We start from the raw sequence: 19,651 nt of genomic DNA on the forward strand, positions 1-19,651 counted from the left end.
CCGTACGGGATTCGAACCCGTGTTACCGCCGTGAAAAGGCGGTGTCTTAACCCCTTGACCAACGGACCAGAGTTGTTATTTTCAACTCTTACTATTATACCCACTTTTCAAACTTTGTCAACACCTTTTTTAAACTTTTTTTATTAATTTTACAACTGCTTCAGTCCGAGCTGTATGTGGGAACATATCGACCGACTGGATATAACGAAGATCATAGACTTCTACTAAGCGCACTAAATCACGAGCCAAGGTCGAAACATTACAAGAAATATAAACCATTTTTTCTGGTACATAAGTAAGAATAGTGTCTAATAACTTATCATCCAGACCTGTACGTGGTGGGTCTACAATCAGAGCATCTGCCCGGTAGCCTTCTTTGTACCAACGAGGAATAATCTCTTCTGCCGGTCCAGCTTCATAATGAGTATTGTCAAATCCCATTCTTTCGGCATTTCGCTTGGCATCTTCAATGGCTTCTGGAATAATATCCATACCTCTGAGAGTCTTTACTTTCTTTGCGAAGGCAAATCCAATCGTTCCAACACCACAATAAGCGTCAATCAAATGGTCTTCTTTATCAACATCCAGCGCTTTTACTGCCTCGCTATAAAGGACTTCTGTTTGTTCAGGATTTAGTTGATAGAAAGCTCGAGGAGATAGTGAAAATTCATAATCGAGTACACCTTCTTGAATACTCTTTTCTCCCCAGATAATCTCTGTCTTTTCACCATAAATCTCACTGGTTTTAGCTGTATTTGTATTCACAGCTACTGTCACAACTTCTGGGAAATCTTTAATTAAATCTTTTACCAGCAGGGTTAAATTAAGCTGGCGGTTTGTAACAATAATAATCTGAACCTGTCCAGTCTTTCTTGCTCGTCGAACCATTATAGTTCTAACACCTAGAACTTTTCTCTCATCCGTGATTGGAATTTGGTGAAAAGTAAGTAATTCCGCTAGACGATTAGCAATCACTTGGGTTTCCTTGTCTTGTACCAGGCAATCTTTCAACTCTACTAGATAATGAGAGTTCTGCGCATATAAGCCTGCCTTGACCTGATTCTTAAATTTTCGAGTCTGAAATTGTAACTTAGCACGGTAGTACTTTGGTTCTTGCATACCAATCGTCGGGCGGATTTCATAATTTTCATATCCTGCAGGGGCAAATTTTTTCAGCGCTTGATAAAGTAAGTCCGTCTTGAACTCCAGCTGCTTATCATAATGCAGGTGCATGATTTGGCAGCCTCCGCATTCATTGTAAATAGTACAGGCTGGCACAACTCGAAATTTAGACTTCTTATTAACCTTTAGTAATTTTGCTTCAACAAAGTTACGTTTAATAGAAGTAATCTGACAATAGATATCTTCTCCTTTGAGAGCACCAGGCACAAAGACCAATGTTTTTTGATAAAAGCCGATTCCCTCACCATTAATTCCCATGCGCTTGATTTTTAATGGTATTTTTTGTTTCACTTTCAGATTCATACCCCTATCTTATCACATTTTGAGTTATAATAGAACTATGAAAATCACAAAACTTGAAAAGAAAAAAAGTCTCTATCTGATGGAGCTTGATAATGGCGACAAATGCTACATCACTGAAGACACAATTGTTCGTTTTATGTTATCTAGAGATAAGGTGATAAGCCAAGAAGAATTGAAAGAGATTCAGGACTTTGCCAAATTTTCTTATGGTAAGAATCTAGCCCTCTACCACTTATCATTTAAAGCACGTACTGAAAAAGAGGTCAGTGAATATCTAAAAAAATATGATATTGATGAAAACATCGTTTCTCAAGTCATTATTAATCTTAAAGAAGATAAGTGGATTAATGATAGCCAGTACGCTTATACTATCATCAATGCCAATCAACTTTCAGGAGACAAGGGGCCTTATGTACTGACTCAGAAATTAGCACAAAAAGGAATTTCAAAATCTACTATAGAAGAGATTCTGAAAGAATTTGATTTTTCGGAAGTTGCTCAACGTATAGCTAATAAACTATTGAAAAAATATGAGGGAAAACTTCCAGCTCGTGCCTTGCAAGATAAGATTATCCAGAACCTGACCAACAAGGGCTTCTCTTACTCTGATGCTAAAGTTGCCTTTGACGAGTTGGATAGTCAAGTTGACCAAGAAACGACTCAGGAACTCATCTTCAAGGAACTTGATAAGCAATATGCCAAGTATTCCCGAAAATATGAAGGATACGAACTTAAACAGCGTTTAACCCAAGTTTTATCACGAAAGGGCTACGATTTTTCGGATATAGCAAGCGCTCTCAGAGAATATCTTTAATATTTTCATGTAAAATTCACAGATTTTAGGCAATTTTATGGTATAATAGTAAACGATAAACTTATAAATTGTAGAAAGTTGGTTAGTTATGAAGCTTCCAAAAGAAGGCGACTTTATTACAATTCAAAGTTATAAGCATGATGGGAGTCTCCACCGAACTTGGCGGGACACCATGGTACTAAAAACAACAGAAAATGCCATTATTGGTGTCAACGATCATACACTGGTTACCGAAAGTGATGGTCGTCGTTGGGTTACTCGAGAACCAGCTATTGTTTACTTTCACAAGAAATATTGGTTTAATATCATTGCCATGATTCGTGATAATGGAATTTCCTACTATTGCAATATGGCTAGCCCCTACTATCTGGATGAAGAAGCACTGAAGTATATTGATTACGATTTGGATGTTAAAATTTTTACAGATGGGGAAAAACGTCTCTTGGACGTTGAGGAGTATGAGCGTCACAAACGCAAAATGAATTATTCTGATGACTTGGACTATATTTTAAAAGAACATGTCAAAATTCTTGTTGATTGGATTAACAATGGACGTGGTCCTTTCTCAGAAGCCTATGTAAACATTTGGTACAAGCGCTATGTAGAACTAAAGAATCGGTAAAGTTGTCAAACTAGGGTGAAAGCCCTGGTTTTTTATTTTAATACTCAATGAAAATCAAAGAGCAAACTATGAAACTAGCCGCAGGCTGTACTTGAGTACGGCAAGGCGACGTTGACGCGGTTTGAATTTGATTTTCGAAGAGTATAAAAACCCAGCTTTGCAGCTGGGTTTATCCTTATATATCTAATTTCGTAACAGTAAATTTGATGTGGGAATAGTCTTTCTCAACATCCTTATCCAGTAGAAACGCAGTGGCGTCCTTCTTAACTTGAACCAGGTCAATATTCTGGGCTTGGGCTGCATAAACGCATCCACAATAACATTGACGGTAGATGTCATACTCTTCACACATCTCTACTGAACGTTTGTATCCTTGATTTTTCTTGAAATCACTTGGAAGATAGTGGGTGGTGTAAATCTTTTGCACGTCGATTCCAATGCTGTTGATGGTTTGAGAATTCTTATGAGGACTGATGGTCAAGGCTGAGCCAAAGTAGTCAAAGCCCAAATCCATAGCCACTTGCGCTGTCTTATCCAGTCGGTAGTCAAAGCAAACTTTGCAACGGTCGCCACCTTCTGGTTCTTCCTCTAGTCCTCTGACTAACTTACGGTATTCATTGGGTTCATAGGGAGCTTCTAGATACTGGACCGTATTTTCTGTCCGCTCATTGAAATCACTGACAAATTTCTTGGTAACATAGGCACGCTTATGGTATTCTGCCTTGGGATGGATATTAGAATTGGCAAAATAGATGGTCACATCTGCATACTTGGTCAGGTATTCTAAGGTATAGGTACTGCAAGGGGCACAGCAAACATGCATGAGAATGGTTGGCCGTTGCTCATTTTTCTCCCATACTTGTACCATTTTCTGCATGACACGGTCATAATTAATCTTCTGATTGGGGTTCATCTTACTCAGAATTTCTTCTACATCAATCATGTTCTTCTCCTTTTTCTAGTCTTATTTTATCATATAAGTTAGGAGAGCTCAAACCTATTTAGAAGTGAATATCATAAAAAGGAGGAATAGTCATTCCCTCCTTTTGTGTTTTTTATAAGTTGTTTTCTATAGAAAGCTTACATCATGCCACCCATCATGCTTGGATCCATGGCTGGAACTGGGGCTGCTGGTTCTGGTTTATTAGCTACGACCGCTTCTGTTGTCAAAATCAAGCTGGCTACAGATGCTGCATTTTGAAGGGCTGAACGGCTCACTTTAACTGGGTCAATGATTCCCTCTTCAATCATGTTGACCCACTCGCCAGTTGCTGCGTTGAAGCCTGTGCCAAGCTCAGCATTTTTCAAACGATCGATAACGATAGATCCTTCAAATCCTGCATTGTGGGCGATTTGACGAACAGGTTCTTCCAAGGCACGGAGCACAATATTGCGTCCTGTCGCTTCGTCTCCTGTCAATTCCAAATCAGCCACGGCTGGGATAACATTTACAAGGGCTGTTCCACCACCTGCAACGATTCCTTCTTCAACAGCTGCACGAGTAGCGTTGAGGGCATCTTCGATGCGGAGTTTCATTTCTTTTAACTCAGTTTCAGTTGCGGCTCCGACCTTAATAACCGCTACACCACCTGACAATTTTGCCAAGCGTTCTTGCAATTTTTCGCGGTCAAATTCAGATGTTGTAGTTTCGATTTGAGACTTGATAACCGCAACACGGTGAGAAATCGCTTCAGGATTTCCAGCACCTTCTACGATAACAGTGCTGTCTTTGTCCACAGTTACTCTCGCTGCTTGACCAAGTGCTTCAATTGTAGCATCTTTCAACTCAAGACCAAGGTCTTCTGTGATAACTGTTCCGCCTGTCAAGATGGCGATATCTTCGAGCATGGCTTTGCGTCGGTCACCAAAGCCAGGTGCCTTGACTGCTACTACGTTGAAGGTTCCACGAATCTTGTTCAATACAAGAGTCGGAAGAGCTTCGCCATCCACATCATCCGCAATAATCAAGAGGGGACGATTACTCTGGAGAATGCTTTCGAGGAGTGGCAAGATTTCTTGGATATTTGAAATCTTCTTATCAGTAATCAAGATATATGGATTTTCAAGGTCAGCCACCATTTTTTCGCTATCTGTCACCATGTACTGTGAAAGGTAACCGCGGTCAAACTGCATTCCTTCCACAACTTCAAGTTCTGTTTCCATACCACGTGACTCTTCGATAGTGATGACACCGTCTTTACCAACTTTTTCCATGGCTTCAGAGATGTATTCGCCTACTTTTTCAGAACGAGAAGACACGGCAGCAACCTGAGCAATAGCTTCTTTGTTGGCAACAGGGATGGCATTATTTTTCAAGGCTTCTACTGCTGCGGCAACTGCTGCTTCAATCCCACGACGAATACCGATTGGATTTGCGCCTGCTGTGACATTTTTGATTCCTTCGCGGACGATAGCTTGGGTCAAAACAGTTGCAGTTGTAGTCCCGTCACCTGCGATATCGTTGGTTTTTGAAGCTACTTCTGATACCAATTTGGCCCCCATATTTTCAAAATGATCTTCTAATTCAATTTCTTTGGCAATGGTCACACCATCATTGGTAATCAAGGGTGAGCCAAATGATTTTTCCAACACAACGTTACGACCTTTTGGCCCCAAGGTTACTTTAACAGTATCTGCAAGGATATCGACACCACGAACCATGGCTGAACGAGCATCCGATGAAAATTTAATTTCTTTTGACATACTTACTTTCTCCTTCTATTCTTCAATGATAGCCAAGATGTTCGCTTCGCCTACGATGATGTACTTTTCATCGCCATCTTTGACATCAAGACCTACGTGAGCTTCAACTAAGACACGATCTCCAACCTTGACACTTGGGGCAACCAAGTCACCGTTCAAGGTACGAACCCCTTGTCCAGTAGCTACAACTTGGGCTGTTTTGGTTTTTTCTTGGGTTGAGCCTGCAAGGACAAAGCCTCCAACAGTTTGTTCTTTTTCTTCGATTTTTAAGACCACACGGTCCCCTAATGGTTTCAACATCTGATTTCCTCCATAATGAGATAGATAGTATTAGCACTCTTTATATCTGAGTGCTAATTCATAGTTCTATTGTATCACTTGGTCAGAAATAGTCAAGAAAAAAGTCTGACTTTCTCAAGATAAAAAGCCTGAGACCAACTCAGACTTTTTAATGTTTAAAATGGCAATTCTTCCTCTTCCAAGACCAAATCCGCCAAATCTTGGCCTGCATTATTTTCACGCATGGCACGTTGAGCACGACTTTCCAAGAGTTGGAATCCAGTAACAAGTACTTCGGTCACATAATTCATTTGACCATTTTTCTCAAAGCGACGGGTACGCAATTCCCCATCAACGGAAATGAGACTACCTTTAGTTGCGTAGCTTGCCAAGGTTTCTGCTAGTCTACCCCATAGGACCATATTGACAAAGTCAGCTTCGCGTTCACCGTTTTGGTCTTTGTAACGACGATTCACAGCAATGGTTGCTCGCGCTACTGACTTGTCATTGTTGGTTTTGTGCAATTCTGGTGTAGACGTCAAGCGTCCAATCATGATAACTTTATTATACATATTTTCTTCCTCCTACTTATCTATTCGCAGGAAATCAAAAAAGTTACAGAAATTTGTAACTTTTCGAGAAAATTTTTTATTTTTTATGAACCATGAAACCTGTCGCTTGTTGATTGGCCATAATGGTCATATCTGTAATCTGCACACGGCGAGGTTGACTGGTCACATAAACCACTGTGTCTGCAATATCCTGAGCTTGCAAGGCTTCGATTCCCTGATAAACCGCCTCAGCACGCTCTTTGTCACCATGAAAACGCACTGTAGAAAAATCTGTTTCGACAATTCCAGGTTGAATGGTCGTCACCTTGATATCCGTTGCGATGGTATCAATTCGCAGTCCATCTGAAAAGGTCTTAACCGCAGCCTTGGTGGCTGAATAAACTGCTGCACCCGCATAGGCATAGATTCCTGCGGTTGACCCCATATTGATAATGTGACCTTGATTGGCTTTTACCATTGCTGGCAAGAAACAGCGAGTGACTGCCATCAAGCCCTTAACATTGGTATCCAACATGGTCAACATATCCAATTCTTCATAGTCCTGATAAGATGCTAAACCTAGAGCCAAACCTGCATTGTTGACCAGAATATCAATCTGACCTATCGTTTCTATAATATCAGAGCAGACAGTCTTTACCATAGTCATATCCGTGACATCTAGTGGAAAGGTCCAGACGGTTTGATTTGGAAAAGTTCCTGCAAACTCAATTTTTAAGGCTTCAAGTCTGTCTATCCGTCGTCCTGTTAAAACAACATTCTCACCCTGCTCCAGATAAGCACGCGCAATCGCTTCACCGATTCCTGATGTCGCCCCTGTAATCACTACATTTTTTGCCATCTTATTTCCTTCTAGCTGGTCTATCAGATACTGACAACTTCCTAGGCAATCCAGTGTTTAGCTGGATCAAATGGAGTTCCAACAACTTGGTCTTCTGATAATTCAAGCACCCCACGTTTTTGCGGAGCATTTGGCAGATGCAATTCACGAGGACTACACATCATGCCAAAACTCTTTTCACCACGAAGTTCGCCTGGGAAAATAAGATTGCCTTTGGGCATCATTGCTCCAGGAAGAGCTACAATGGTTTTCAAGCCAACACGCGCATTGGGAGCCCCTGCAACGATTTGCACTATCTTGTCACTTGCGACTGCAACTTGGCAGATGTTGAGATGGTCACTATCAGGATGGGCTACCATCTCGACAATCTCACCAACAACAAACTTAGGTTCCTTGTCATTAACAATTTCTTCTGCAAAACCTTCCGCCTGCAATTCTTGGTTCAAACGAGCTACTTGCTCATCTGACAAAAATACTTGACCGCGCTCTGCAATTTCAAATAAACTTGAAACTTCGAAAACATTCCACGCCACTGTTTCTCCATTATCTTTGAGGAAAACACGAGCTACCTTGCCTTTGCGCTCCACATCTAGTTTGGCATCTCCGCTATTTTTCACGATGACCATAAGGACATCACCGACATGTTCTTTATTATATGTAAAAATCATTGTTTCCTTTTTTCTCCTATTTCAGTCCTGCTAAAAAGTCGTTAATTTGTTGCTTGCTTTTACGGTCGCGATTGACAAAACGACCAATTTCCTTGTCTTTTTCTAGAACAACAAGGCTAGGAATTCCGTAAACATCCCAGAGTTTGGCTAGATCCATATACTGATCTCGATCCACTCGAATAAAGGTGAACTCTGGATTGGTCTCCTCAATTTCTGGCAAGGCAGGATAGATATAACGACAATCACCACACCAGTCTGCCACAAAAAGAAAGACTTTTTTGTCATCTTTTTCTACTAAAGATGCCAATTCTTCTAAACTTGCTGGTTGTATCATAAGACTTCCTCCTCATAGACTAGGTCTTCATTTTCATAGACAAAGGTATAATAACGGCCATCCTCAAAAATGACGCCACCAACCAAGCTCTCTAGACTGCTTTCATAGACTTGAACATAGAGGGTCGCAATTTCCCCCATGTCTGAAAAATGGTCTCGCACAATCGCTGTCAACTCTTCCTGAGTCTTCATGAGCTTACGGTCATCTGCAACTTTTTTCGTAGCAAGGGCAAGGCTCCCAATACCAAGCAGAGCCAGACCTGCCATCCACATTTTTTTAGCTTTCATACCATTCATTTTAACACAAAAAAGGCTTTAGGACAAATGAGGAAGCAGCAGAAAAGCAAGTAAAAAGCCTCTTCCTTTAAGGAAAAGGACTTCTTATACTCAATGAAAAGCAAAGAGCAAACTAGGAAGCTAGCCGCAGGTTGTTCAAAGCACTGCTTTGAGGTTGTAGATAGAACTGACGAAGTCAGCTCAAAACACTGTTTTGAGGTTGTGGATGAAGCTGACGTGGTTTGAAGAGATTTTCGAAGAGTATTATTCTTATTGCCAAGCACCTGAGTTGTCAACGTAGTAACCATCAGGTGTGTAGGTATTGCGAAGCATCTTACCTGATGAAGCCAGATAATACCACTTACCATTGTCTTTGATCCAATCATTCGCTAGCATGGCACCAGAAGAACTTACATAATACCATTCTCCCTTGTCATAAACCCAAGCGCTTGCTTTCATGGCTCCTGAAGTTGATAAATAGTACCACTTGCCTTGGTCGTAAAGCCAGTCACTCGCAATCATAGCTCCTGATGATTTAAATGCATACCAGTTGCTACCTTGATAAAGCCAAGTTTGATTGAACATTATCCCTTTATCATTCATAAAGTACCAAGTCCCCTTGTCATAAACCCAATCCTTCTGCACTAATTGACCTTGTTTTTGATAGTACCAGTTTTGGTTTGATTTTAGCCAGCTTTCTGCTTTTACAATCGGATAAAGTTCTTTGAAAGATCCTCCATCATATTTATGACTGATAGATTTTAGTTTTTCAAGCTTCAACTCACCATTATCATAGTCTGCCCAAGCATATACTTTTTGACCATTGACAGTCTCTGGTAAGGTAGCAGTGTAAGTCTTGGTTTGATAGTCCCATTTAGTATCAAGGTAGGTGTATTGATCATTTGATTCTTCAATACGGTAGTAGCCTCTCTTTCCACTATCATTATGAATATCATCCACAACTTTCGTTGACCAGGTCTTGACTTCGTTTCCGCTCTTGGTCTCTACCTTGATATCTCCTCTATAGCCATATGGAACATAGAAATTCAGGTAACGCCCCTCTACACCAATCATAGACTTGTCCTTTTCTTGACCTAGGAAATTGGCAGTCTGATCTTGACCATTGAGACTAACCGTCCACTCGATTTTCTCATTTTTTGGCAAATCCAATACTTTAATATCCACTTCATGGCCATTATTAAATCGAAGAATCTTGCCATCTTGATACTGAACTCCACATTTAACAACCCATTCTTCTTTTAGCTCGAAGGCCTGACCTGAATGAGGAAAAGCCAGTAAAGCTAAACCTGCTAGAGACAAACCAAATAAGGTGATTTTTTTCATCGTAGATCCTCCTTAGGATTTTTATGTTAATTATATCACTATGTTTTTATTTTGCAAATCTTATCCTAAATATGCTAGTAAAAAACCTCTGAGATTCTTCTCAAAGGTTCTGATTTTACTAATTACTGTTCTCAACAGCTGCAGTGACAAAGGCAGTGTAGAGTTCTTCTGGGCGGTTTGGACGACTTGAAAGTTCAGGATGATACTGACAAGCTACAAAGAATTTATTTTCAGGAATTTCCACAATTTCGACCAAACGATTGTCTGGAGAAACTCCTGAGAAGACAAAACCTGCTGCCTCAAACTGCTCACGGAAGGCATTGTTAAACTCATAACGATGACGGTGACGGCGTTGCACCACTTCTTGATTGTGATAAGCAGCTGCTGCCTTAGAACCACGTTTCAACTTAGATGGATAAAGTCCCAAGCGAAGGGTTCCACCCATATCCTCAACATCAATCTGATCACGCATGATATCAATGATAGGGTATTTTGTTTCTGGTGCAAGCTCTGCAGAATTGGCACCTTCAAGACCCAAAATGTGACGAGCAAACTCGATACAAGTCAACTGCATTCCCAAGCAGACTCCCAACATTGGAACATCATTCTCACGCGCATAGCGGATGGCTTGGATTTTCCCTTCCGTACCACGTTGACCAAAACCACCTGGTACGATGATTCCGTCCGCATCAGACAAGAGCTCTACCACATTCTTTGCTGTCACATCATTGGCATTGATCCAATTGATTTTAACTTCTGCGTCATTGGCATAACCAGAGTGTTTCAAGGCTTCAACCACAGAAATGTAGGCATCTTGCAACTCAACATACTTACCGACAAGGGAAATTTTAACTTGTTTCTTGAGGTTCATAACCTTGTCCACCATGGCTGACCATTCTGTCATATCCGCTACTGGTGCGTCTAATTTCAAATGGTCACAGACAATTTGGTCCATACCTTGCGCCTGCAAGTTCAATGGAATTTGGTAAAGGTGTTCAACATCCAATGATTCGATGACAGCTTCTGGTGCCACATCACAGAACTGGGCCAGTTTGTTTTTAATTCCTTGACCAGCTGGTTGCTCTGTACGAATCACCAACATATTTGGCTGGATTCCCAATCCACGCAATTCTTTTACAGAGTGTTGAGTTGGTTTGGTTTTCATTTCACCAGCAGCCTTGAGGTAAGGAAGCAAGGTTGTATGGATGTACATAACATTATCCGCACCAACATCTGCCTTCATCTGACGAAGAGCCTCTAGGAATGGCAAGGACTCGATATCTCCTACTGTTCCACCAACTTCTGTGATAATGACATCAGAGTCTGTCGTTACAGCGGCACGCTTGATTTTCTCTTTCAAAGCATCTGTGATATGAGGAATGACTTGAACAGTTGCCCCAAGGTATTCTCCACGACGTTCCTTACACAGAACTTCACTGTAAATTTTACCAGTTGTCACGTTGGAATATTTGTTGAGATTGATATCGATGAAACGTTCATAGTGACCCAAGTCCAAATCTGTCTCAGCTCCATCATCTGTCACAAAAACTTCCCCGTGCTGGTAAGGACTCATAGTCCCCGGATCAATATTGATATAAGGGTCAAACTTTTGAATGGTTACTTTGAGACCACGATTTTTCAAGAGACGGCCCAGACTTGCTGCCACAATCCCTTTCCCAATAGACGATACCACACCACCAGTTACAAAAATATATTTCGTAGACATAGATTCCTCTTTCTAAAATGCTCAAGGCCTTGTTAACTACGAGGGGACATAGGAAACAAGACCCTACTAATAAGAATAATCTGGGACGACTGCACCAGATTCACAACTAATACTCTTCGAAAATCTCTTCAAACCGCGTCAGCGTCGCCTTGCCGTAGATATGTGTTCCTGACTTTGTCAGTCTTATCTACAACCTCAAAGCAGTGCTTTGAGCAACCTGCGACTAACTTCCTAGTTTGCTCTTTGATTTTTATTGAGTATAAAATACAAGAAGATAACTTCTTGAAAAAACAAAAATAGCTCCCTAAAGACTAGGGAGCCCCGACCTCTAAAAGAGGTGCCCGAACAATATGATACCTAAAAATAGGATAATTGTCAATAGCTAATTTTTATTCCTCGATGTTTTCAGCATCATCATCTGAAAACTCATCGTCTTCTTCGTTGAGATCCACGTCTTCACCCAAGTCATCTGGGGCGATTTCGTTGATTTCTGCATCGTAAGCTTCCACTTCATTTTTCTCATCATCTGGATTTTCATCATCGTATGAAAGAGCTGGATCTGCTTCGTATGCATCTTCGTCTTCTGGATCATCTGCATTGTAGTCAATAGCATCTGAATCGCCATCCATGAAGGCATTGACACGTTTTTTCTTAGCTTTTGGTGCTACTTCATCGTCGTCATTTTCTTCAAGAGCGATGATTTCTTCGTCGATTTCGTCTACACCATACCATGAACGAAGACCCCATTTGTTGTCTCCAAGTGAGATGAAGCTACCGTCAAAGTTCAACTCTGTGTAGAACAAAGGCAAAGCTTCGCGGATATCGCTGTTTGATGTTCCAAGGTAGTTTTGAATTTCGTTTACAAGATCGCTAAAATGCATCTCATGATCGCGACCACGAAGTTCCAAGATAGCACGCGCTACCTCAATCATAGATAGTTCACTTTTTTCTTGCCCAGCAAATACTTCTAATTCCAAAGCGTTTCTCCTCATTTATACTACTATCGCCAGAGCGAACAGACTCTGACCTCATTTTATCATTTACTCTTTATTTTACGATAATTTTGCGGAATAGTCAAAGGTTAAGGGGGAGAAAGTGACAGGACTTTTTATTTCTTTGCTACGTCGTGAGGTGGGGTTGTACCGGCATGAACTGACTGAGTTTTTTATGTGGTAAGATGATTTCTAAAATATTGATTTTTCCAGTATAAGATGAATAAATTATTTACTTATAAATTTTCATTCAAAAAGGTAAACTATAATCAAATATTGTACTTTTCAACCTAAATGTAGCTGATTGATACTTTCTTTTTCTAGAGAAGAAAATTTATCTGTTTGTTATATAAATTAAAAAGAGGTATTTAGCATCGCTACCTATATCTATATATTTTCTTATGAGCTAACTTACTCTGATTACTCTTTGTTTCAGTATTGTATAACAAATCATTCAATTTACGAATAATTTCTTCTTTTTGAAACTTAGAAACACTGCCTATGATTGAAACTTTTTGGGAGATTACTTCAACATACTCATCAATCATCATATTTTGAAAATTCAAAGTAGAAATCATTTTCCCTTTAAGACCTTCTATAAATTGACTATCCAAATATAAATCTTGATAAAAACTATCAATAGTTTTGAGAATATAAAATTCTACTACTCCTTCTCCACCGGACCAATAAGATGGACTATTAGAAGTTACAGCATCAAAAATTGTTCTACTAGTATAGCTGAAATATCGATTATAACGGTAGCCCCTATAGCTTAATATCCGCTCTAGACGTAATAAACTTGATACTGATAAATCTTCTATTACATTTGATAGGTTAATTTTATTTGTCCTCAAAAGATATTCAACTGATAATTGTATACCAGTTTGCTTGTACGAATAAAAATCATTTGTGAAAATTGAATCTAACTTATCAGTAAGAAGCAAATACTCTCTACAGAAGTTATCAATTTTCTCTTTATTTCTAACACGTTTCCAATGTAATTTATTAACAGAGACTTTTATACATTTTTCACTGTTCTTCGCTCTTGTTACCACTTTACCAAAGCTGAATGAATCATATATAAAGTTAAGTCTGCTTGAGAATGAAAATTTTTTACCTGACAATAACCATTGAACATATACAATTTTAAGTTCTGACATTTGATACCTTCTACCAAACTGATTAAACCAATAAAAACCTGTTATTTTTTCATTTCGTTTTGTCCATAATTTATCTAAAATTTCATCTGTAATACAATCGCTAATATTTGTTCTTAAGATTATCTCTTTAGCTTGATAGAAAAGATAATTTTGTTGTTCTTCATCGCAACTCATTAATTTTTTAATCTCAGCATCATAAAATTCAATGTTATCATCCCATTGTGTATAGTCGGTGTAGATTAACCGATATAACATAAAAGCTAATCGATATTCTTCATTCATACTTAATATTAAGTTTTGAATTTTTTCAGCTCTTCTTTTTTGTTTTATTTCTTCTTCACTCTCAGCTTCCGTAATTTTGTTTTGGACGAAAGTTCCAATTATTCTTCTATCCAAATAATTAAAACAGATTTCTGAATACAACATACTGTTATAGAAATCATTATATTTTCTCCCATCAGACTCATAAGACAACTTTTTAAATTCTGGAAGAGAAAACTCTCTCTCTCCTTTCTCGTATAGCTTGAATAGCTGATTTAATTTAAAACGTAAAAAATCTTCATTTTGATCTTGCAATTCTTTTTCTTCTTTGGAATTCTTAATAGAATGTAATTCATTCTTCAATTTATCAACTATTACATTTAGTTCGATAGCTTTATTGTTAATAAGAGTCTCAAATAAATATTCTTTGATCCCATAATCACTTGATTGTCCCAAATAGAGACTCGTAGGTTTCTCGATTTGTAAAATTTCAAATGTATCATCCTTTTTCTCAAGACTTTGGAAAACTCCAAGATCCTGCTCAATTAGTTCTTTCCATGTATTCGAAAGAATATTATCCTGAAATTTCTTCAAAAATTCCCATTTATATTTGCAATACTTTCTATAGAAGTTATAGAAATCAGAAATTTGCTCAGATGAAAGCTTTTCTAAATATTCATCGATTGAGTAAGCTAAGTTATAATTTTCCCAGTATTCTTCATGAAAGATAGAATATACAAAATCATTACGCTCCTCTACATCAATTAATAAAAACCGATTTTCTAGAAAGACAGATACAAAATTATCGACATATTCATCTGGTTTTTTATATACTTTCCAAAATAACTCCTTCATTTCTCTTTGAAGATAGATAGAAATTTCCTCATCAACACTTGTTTTCCGCAATTCCCTCAATTTCTTTATCATCTCAGCCGATGACGAATCTTGGTTTTGAATTTTTTTATGAATCACTTCAGCATTTAGCCTAAAAACATTATAAGCAACACTTATATTCAGTTTTAGTAAATAGATATAAATAATGACTACTATTCCTGAACTTGCTTGCCAAATATATTCAAGATAATTTGTCTGATGAATAAAATTACTTAAAACAGGCATTGCAACTGTAAGGAATAAAAGGATATGGAAAAATTTTGCCCGAGTGAATCTTGACCAAATTGATTTATCTAGCATGAATTTAGTCTTGCTTACTCCTAGATAATAAGCCTTATCATTTTCCGTTAAAAATTGAAGAAAACCAACGTATATACCATACAGGCTAAATACTCCAATTTCAAAACTAATTAACTCAACGATATTGGTATTTTGAAACGAAACTGTGGGCACTTTGAAAAACTCTTGAACATAGACTAATGTTATCAGCAATAAAAGCAAGACAACTTCACTTATATCTCGAATATGAATTCTAATTTTATATTCGAGATAATCCTTAAAATTAATGTACCTCAATATAATATTTCGAACTAGAGGTATGGTTAATCCAACAATTCTTAATCCCCACAAAATATCCGATATAGAATAAAACAGTAATATAATGATAAGAGCAATATCTAAATTTCGCATTGATGTAAAACTTAAATTACTTGATTGTTTACACAACAAATACAAATAACCAATTACTATCACTATGTCCAGTTTTCTCCACCCATTAATAAACGAATTAATAGAGAATAGAAATAAGAAAATTCCGATTAAAATAAACATATACCCTCCGAGATAAGTTTTCTCTCTTCAAATTATACCAAAAAACACGGCTCATCACCGTGTTTCTGTATTTATTTAACGAGTTTCTTCATCTCATTAATACGTGCTACGGTCGCATCGTACTTAGCTTGGTAGTCGGCTTGTTTGTCGCGTTCTTTTTGGACGACTTCTGGTTTGGCATTGGCTACGAAGCGTTCGTTAGAGAGCTTCTTACCAACCATATCCAGTTCTTTTTGCCATTTAGCCAGTTCCTTGTCGAGACGAGCGAGTTCTTCTTCGACATTGAGGAGGTCAGCGAGAGGCAAGTAGATTTCTGCTCCTGTGATGACGCTTGACATAGCCAGTTCAGGTGCAGGGATAGTTGACGCGATTTCCAAGTGTTCAGGATTTGTGAAGCGTTTGATGTAGTTGACATTGCTGTTAAAGAAGGCTTCCAAATCACTATCGCTTGTCTTAACAAGGATGGTAATAGGTTTGCTTGGTGCTACATTTACTTCAGCACGCGCATTACGAACGGCACGGATCAAGTCTTTAAGACTTTCGACACCAGTGTGGGCAACAAGGTCTTCAAAGGCTGGGTTGACAGTTGGGTATTCTGCTGTAACGATAGATCCTTCTGAGATTTGTCCAAAGATTTCCTCTGTCACGAATGGCATGATTGGGTGAAGGAGACGAAGGATCTTGTCCAAAGTGTAAAGGAGAACAGAACGTGTGATGACTTTCTCTTCTTCGTTATCGCTATAAAGGACTTCCTTGGTCAACTCAACGTACCAGTCCGCAAACTCGTCCCAGATGAAGTTGTAGAGGATGTGGCCAGCCACACCAAACTCAAACTTATCAAAGTTGGCAGTTGCTTTTCCGATGGTTTCATTGAGGTTGTGGAGAATCCAGCGGTCTGTGACATTTCCAGCTTCCTTGTTGACAACTTTTTCCACATTGGCAGTTGCTTGCTCGAGGCTCAAACCTTCATTGTTCATGAGAATGTAGCGAGAGATGTTCCAGATCTTGTTAATGAAGTTCCATGAAGCATCCATTTTCTCGTAAGAGAAGCGCACGTCTTGACCTGGTGCAGAACCGTTTGAAAGGAACCAGCGAAGGGCATCGGCACCGTATTTCTCGATGACATCCATCGGGTCAATCCCGTTACCGAGTGACTTAGACATCTTGCGTCCTTGCTCGTCACGGATAAGACCGTGGATAAGGACGTTTTGGAATGGCTGACGACCTGTGAATTCCAAAGATTGGAAGATCATACGAGATACCCAGAAGAAGATGATGTCGTAACCTGTTACCAAGGTTGAAGTTGGGAAGTAGCGTTTGAAGTCTGCTGAGTCGACATCAGGCCAGCCCATGGTTGAGAATGGCCAAAGGGCAGAACTGAACCAAGTATCCAAGACGTCTTCGTCCTGAGTCCATCCGTCACCTTCAGGAGCTTCTTCACCGACGTACATTTCACCTTCTGCATTGTACCAAGCAGGGATTTGGTGACCCCACCAGAGCTGACGAGAGATTACCCAGTCGTGGACATTTTCCATCCATTGGAGGAAGGTATCATTGAAACGAGGTGGGTAGAATTCGACCTTGTCGTCTGTGTCTTGGTTGGCAATGGCATTCTTAGCCAATTGGTCCATCTTGACGAACCATTGAGTAGACAAGCGTGGTTCAACCACAACACCTGTACGCTCTGAGTGACCAACACTGTGGACGCGTTTTTCGATTTTGACAAGGGCACCGATTTCTTCTAACTTGGCAACGACTGCCTTACGAGCTTCAAAACGGTCCATACCTGCAAATTCAAAAGCCAAATCATTCATGGTTCCGTCGTCGTTCATGACGTTGACTTGCGGCAAGTTGTGGCGTTGACCAACCAAGAAGTCGTTTGGATCGTGGGCAGGTGTGATTTTCACGACACCCGTACCAAACTCAGGATCTGCGTGCTCGTCCCCAACGATTGGAATCAATTTATTAGCGATTGGAAGGATGACGTTTTTACCAATCAAATCCTTGTAGCGTGGGTCTTCTGGATTGACCGCAACGGCAACGTCCCCAAACATGGTCTCAGGACGAGTAGTCGCAACTTCAAGGGCGCGTGAGCCGTCTTCCAGCATATAATTCATGTGGTAGAAGGCTCCTTCGACATCCTTGTGAATCACCTCGATATCAGAAAGGGCTGTGCGAGCAGCTGGGTCCCAGTTGATGATAAACTCACCACGGTAGATCCAGCCTTTCTTGTAAAGGTCCACAAAGACTTTGCGAACCGCTTTTGACAAACCTTCGTCAAGAGTGAAACGCTCACGAGAGTAGTCTACAGAGAGCCCCATCTTACCCCATTGTTCCTTGATGGTAGTGGCATATTCGTCTTTCCATTCCCAGACTTTCTCGAGGAATTTCTCACGACCGAGGTCATAACGTGTAATGCCCTCTCCACGCAAGCGCTCCTCAACCTTAGCTTGAGTGGCAATCCCCGCGTGGTCCATTCCTGGAAGCCAAAGGGTATCAAAACCTTGCATGCGTTTTTGACGGATGATGATATCCTGCAAAGTCGTATCCCATGCGTGACCAAGGTGAAGTTTCCCAGTTACGTTTGGTGGTGGAATAACGATAGAATAAGGCTTAGCCTTTTGATCGCCTGAAGGCTTGAAAACATCTGCATCAAGCCATTTTTGGTAACGACCAGCCTCAACCTCGGCTGGATTGTATTTAGGTGAAAGTTCTTTAGACATGTGTTTGTCCTTTCTAATTAATATCTTTAAATAAAATTAGTAGGTAGAAGATAGGCTTTGATTCAACTCATCTTGTTTTTCTCATTATCTTCTATAAGCAAAGAAACGGTGAAAATTTTACATTAATTTTCTCTCATTATCTTCATGATATGTTTATCAAAGTCTGATATAATTTTTTGAGTTCGGTTAAATTTTTCATACTCCTGGATGGCTTTTGAGTTTGCTTGTTTCTTGGAAATACTTCCTTTTCCTTCTAAAATTTCGTACTCATTAAAAGATAGAAAACGATCAATACTATCTGCCAATCCTCGCATGGTAAAAGTGTCACGGCGCTCAACCAAGCCTTCAATATAATCAAAATAGGCTGTAACTGTTCGCTCTAGTTGTCGAATTTCTTTTTCTTGCAAATAGTTTTTAGCCACCGTTACATCTGATTTGAGTACTCGTCCATCAGGTGCATGTTTCCAAGTAGTTAATCCCATTTTTTCTTTACTAGCATCAACTTGCTGATAGATAATTTCTGCAGCAGTATTTCCAGTAATCGCATAATGAAATTTATTTTGCACCATAGCATAGAAGTTCTTAGTAATATCTGAGTTTCGATCATAATCTATGGCACATTCGGCAAAGATATCTGTAATTTGTTGATAGATTCGGCGCTCGCTAGAACGAATAGAGCGAATTCGTTCTAAAAGTTCACGGAAATAATCTTGTCCGAAAACTGTCTGTCCTTGTTTCAAGCGTTCATCATCCAAAACAAAACCTTTGATGATAAATTCTTTCAAGGTCTTGGTTGCCCAAATTCTAAATTGAGTAGCCTTGCTGGAATTTACACGATAGCCAACTGAAATGATAGCATCCAGATTGTAATATTCAAGTTCACGCCGGACAGCTCTATTTCCCTCTTGTTGAACCTGTGCAAATTTTGCACAAGTTGACACCTTATCTAACTCACCACTATCATAAATGTTTTTTAAGTGCTTTGTAATAACACTTCGTTCAACTCCAAAGAGCTCTGCAAGCCCTTTTTGAGTCAACCAAAGATTTTCATCTTGTAAAAGGATATCTAGCTGAACGTCGCCATTTGGTGTAGTATACAGGATAAAATTAGAAATTTCATTCAAGACAAT

18 protein-coding genes are annotated in these 19,651 nt (G+C 39.4%); 3 read left to right on the forward strand and 15 right to left on the reverse strand.

Annotated features, from left to right (window positions below; all coding sequences use genetic code 11):
- Nucleotides 1-129: 129 nt before the first annotated feature.
- Entirely contained in the window at nt 130-1,485 is a 1,356-nt protein-coding gene (gene rlmD / locus CJ239_RS03085) for a 23S rRNA (uracil(1939)-C(5))-methyltransferase RlmD (protein ID WP_102210517.1), read from the reverse strand.
- Nucleotides 1,486-1,522: 37 nt separating this feature from the next.
- Here rlmD and recX point away from each other — a divergent pair, with 37 nt between their 5' ends.
- Both recX and CJ239_RS03095 read left to right on the forward strand, forming a co-directional pair.
- Nucleotides 1,523-2,299, forward strand: coding sequence for a recombination regulator RecX (gene recX, locus CJ239_RS03090; RefSeq protein ID WP_102210518.1), 777 nt, complete (start codon nt 1,523-1,525; stop codon nt 2,297-2,299).
- A gap of 88 nt (nt 2,300-2,387) precedes the next feature.
- Nucleotides 2,388-2,921: a DUF402 domain-containing protein gene (locus CJ239_RS03095; protein ID WP_000775316.1), complete on the forward strand. Its 534-nt coding sequence runs from the start codon at nt 2,388-2,390 to the stop codon at nt 2,919-2,921.
- Nucleotides 2,922-3,096: 175 nt separating this feature from the next.
- Here CJ239_RS03095 and CJ239_RS03100 read toward each other — a convergent pair whose 3' ends face one another.
- From CJ239_RS03100 to CJ239_RS03135, 8 genes are all read right to left on the reverse strand, one after another.
- A complete protein-coding gene (locus CJ239_RS03100; RefSeq protein WP_102210519.1) occupies nt 3,097-3,864 on the reverse strand; it encodes an epoxyqueuosine reductase QueH in 768 nt (255 codons plus the stop codon).
- A gap of 137 nt (nt 3,865-4,001) precedes the next feature.
- Nucleotides 4,002-5,624 (reverse strand): chaperonin GroEL, encoded by a 1,623-nt coding sequence (gene groL, locus CJ239_RS03105; protein ID WP_102210520.1) that lies wholly within the window; start codon nt 5,622-5,624, stop codon nt 4,002-4,004.
- A 15-nt stretch (nt 5,625-5,639) separates the two neighbouring features.
- Nucleotides 5,640-5,924, reverse strand: coding sequence for a co-chaperone GroES (gene groES / locus CJ239_RS03110; protein ID WP_102210521.1), 285 nt, complete (start codon nt 5,922-5,924; stop codon nt 5,640-5,642).
- A 155-nt stretch (nt 5,925-6,079) separates the two neighbouring features.
- Nucleotides 6,080-6,475: a single-stranded DNA-binding protein gene (locus CJ239_RS03115; protein WP_000282467.1), complete on the reverse strand. Its 396-nt coding sequence runs from the start codon at nt 6,473-6,475 to the stop codon at nt 6,080-6,082.
- 76 nt (nt 6,476-6,551) lie between these two features.
- Complete coding sequence (locus CJ239_RS03120) at nt 6,552-7,313, reverse strand: SDR family NAD(P)-dependent oxidoreductase (RefSeq protein ID WP_102210522.1); 762 nt, start codon at nt 7,311-7,313, stop codon at nt 6,552-6,554.
- 41 nt (nt 7,314-7,354) lie between these two features.
- Entirely contained in the window at nt 7,355-7,981 is a 627-nt protein-coding gene (gene ytpR / locus CJ239_RS03125; RefSeq protein WP_102210523.1) for a YtpR family tRNA-binding protein, read from the reverse strand.
- Nucleotides 7,982-7,997: 16 nt separating this feature from the next.
- Nucleotides 7,998-8,315: a thioredoxin family protein gene (locus CJ239_RS03130; protein ID WP_102210524.1), complete on the reverse strand. Its 318-nt coding sequence runs from the start codon at nt 8,313-8,315 to the stop codon at nt 7,998-8,000.
- Nucleotides 8,312-8,611 (reverse strand): DUF4651 domain-containing protein, encoded by a 300-nt coding sequence (locus tag CJ239_RS03135; protein ID WP_102210525.1) that lies wholly within the window; start codon nt 8,609-8,611, stop codon nt 8,312-8,314. The genes CJ239_RS03130 and CJ239_RS03135 overlap by 4 nt, the downstream gene beginning before the upstream one ends.
- 93 nt (nt 8,612-8,704) lie before the next feature.
- On the opposite strand from CJ239_RS03135, the gene CJ239_RS12035 reads away from it, so the two are divergent.
- Nucleotides 8,705-8,836: a hypothetical protein gene (locus tag CJ239_RS12035; protein WP_257994407.1), complete on the forward strand. Its 132-nt coding sequence runs from the start codon at nt 8,705-8,707 to the stop codon at nt 8,834-8,836.
- 24 nt (nt 8,837-8,860) lie between these two features.
- Here CJ239_RS12035 and CJ239_RS03140 read toward each other — a convergent pair whose 3' ends face one another.
- The 6 genes from CJ239_RS03140 to CJ239_RS03165 form a co-directional block, all read right to left on the reverse strand.
- Nucleotides 8,861-9,934 carry an N-acetylmuramoyl-L-alanine amidase family protein gene (locus CJ239_RS03140; RefSeq protein ID WP_180958198.1) on the reverse strand — a complete coding sequence of 358 codons (1,074 nt, stop codon included), beginning with the start codon at nt 9,932-9,934 and terminating at the stop codon, nt 8,861-8,863.
- A gap of 118 nt (nt 9,935-10,052) precedes the next feature.
- Complete coding sequence (locus CJ239_RS03145) at nt 10,053-11,660, reverse strand: CTP synthase (protein WP_102210526.1); 1,608 nt, start codon at nt 11,658-11,660, stop codon at nt 10,053-10,055.
- A 389-nt stretch (nt 11,661-12,049) separates the two neighbouring features.
- Nucleotides 12,050-12,637 carry a DNA-directed RNA polymerase subunit delta gene (gene rpoE, locus CJ239_RS03150; RefSeq protein ID WP_000418405.1) on the reverse strand — a complete coding sequence of 196 codons (588 nt, stop codon included), beginning with the start codon at nt 12,635-12,637 and terminating at the stop codon, nt 12,050-12,052.
- 392 nt (nt 12,638-13,029) lie between these two features.
- On the reverse strand, nt 13,030-15,798 hold the full coding sequence (locus CJ239_RS12040; RefSeq protein WP_102210527.1) for a hypothetical protein: 2,769 nt from the start codon (nt 15,796-15,798) through the stop codon (nt 13,030-13,032).
- A 71-nt stretch (nt 15,799-15,869) separates the two neighbouring features.
- Nucleotides 15,870-18,521, reverse strand: coding sequence for a valine--tRNA ligase (locus tag CJ239_RS03160; protein ID WP_102210528.1), 2,652 nt, complete (start codon nt 18,519-18,521; stop codon nt 15,870-15,872).
- A 122-nt stretch (nt 18,522-18,643) separates the two neighbouring features.
- Nucleotides 18,644-19,645: a virulence RhuM family protein gene (locus CJ239_RS03165; RefSeq protein ID WP_102210529.1), complete on the reverse strand. Its 1,002-nt coding sequence runs from the start codon at nt 19,643-19,645 to the stop codon at nt 18,644-18,646.
- Nucleotides 19,646-19,651 lie beyond the last annotated feature (6 nt).

The organism is Streptococcus sp. UMB0029 (assembly GCF_002871495.1).
Taxonomy (GTDB): domain Bacteria; phylum Bacillota; class Bacilli; order Lactobacillales; family Streptococcaceae; genus Streptococcus.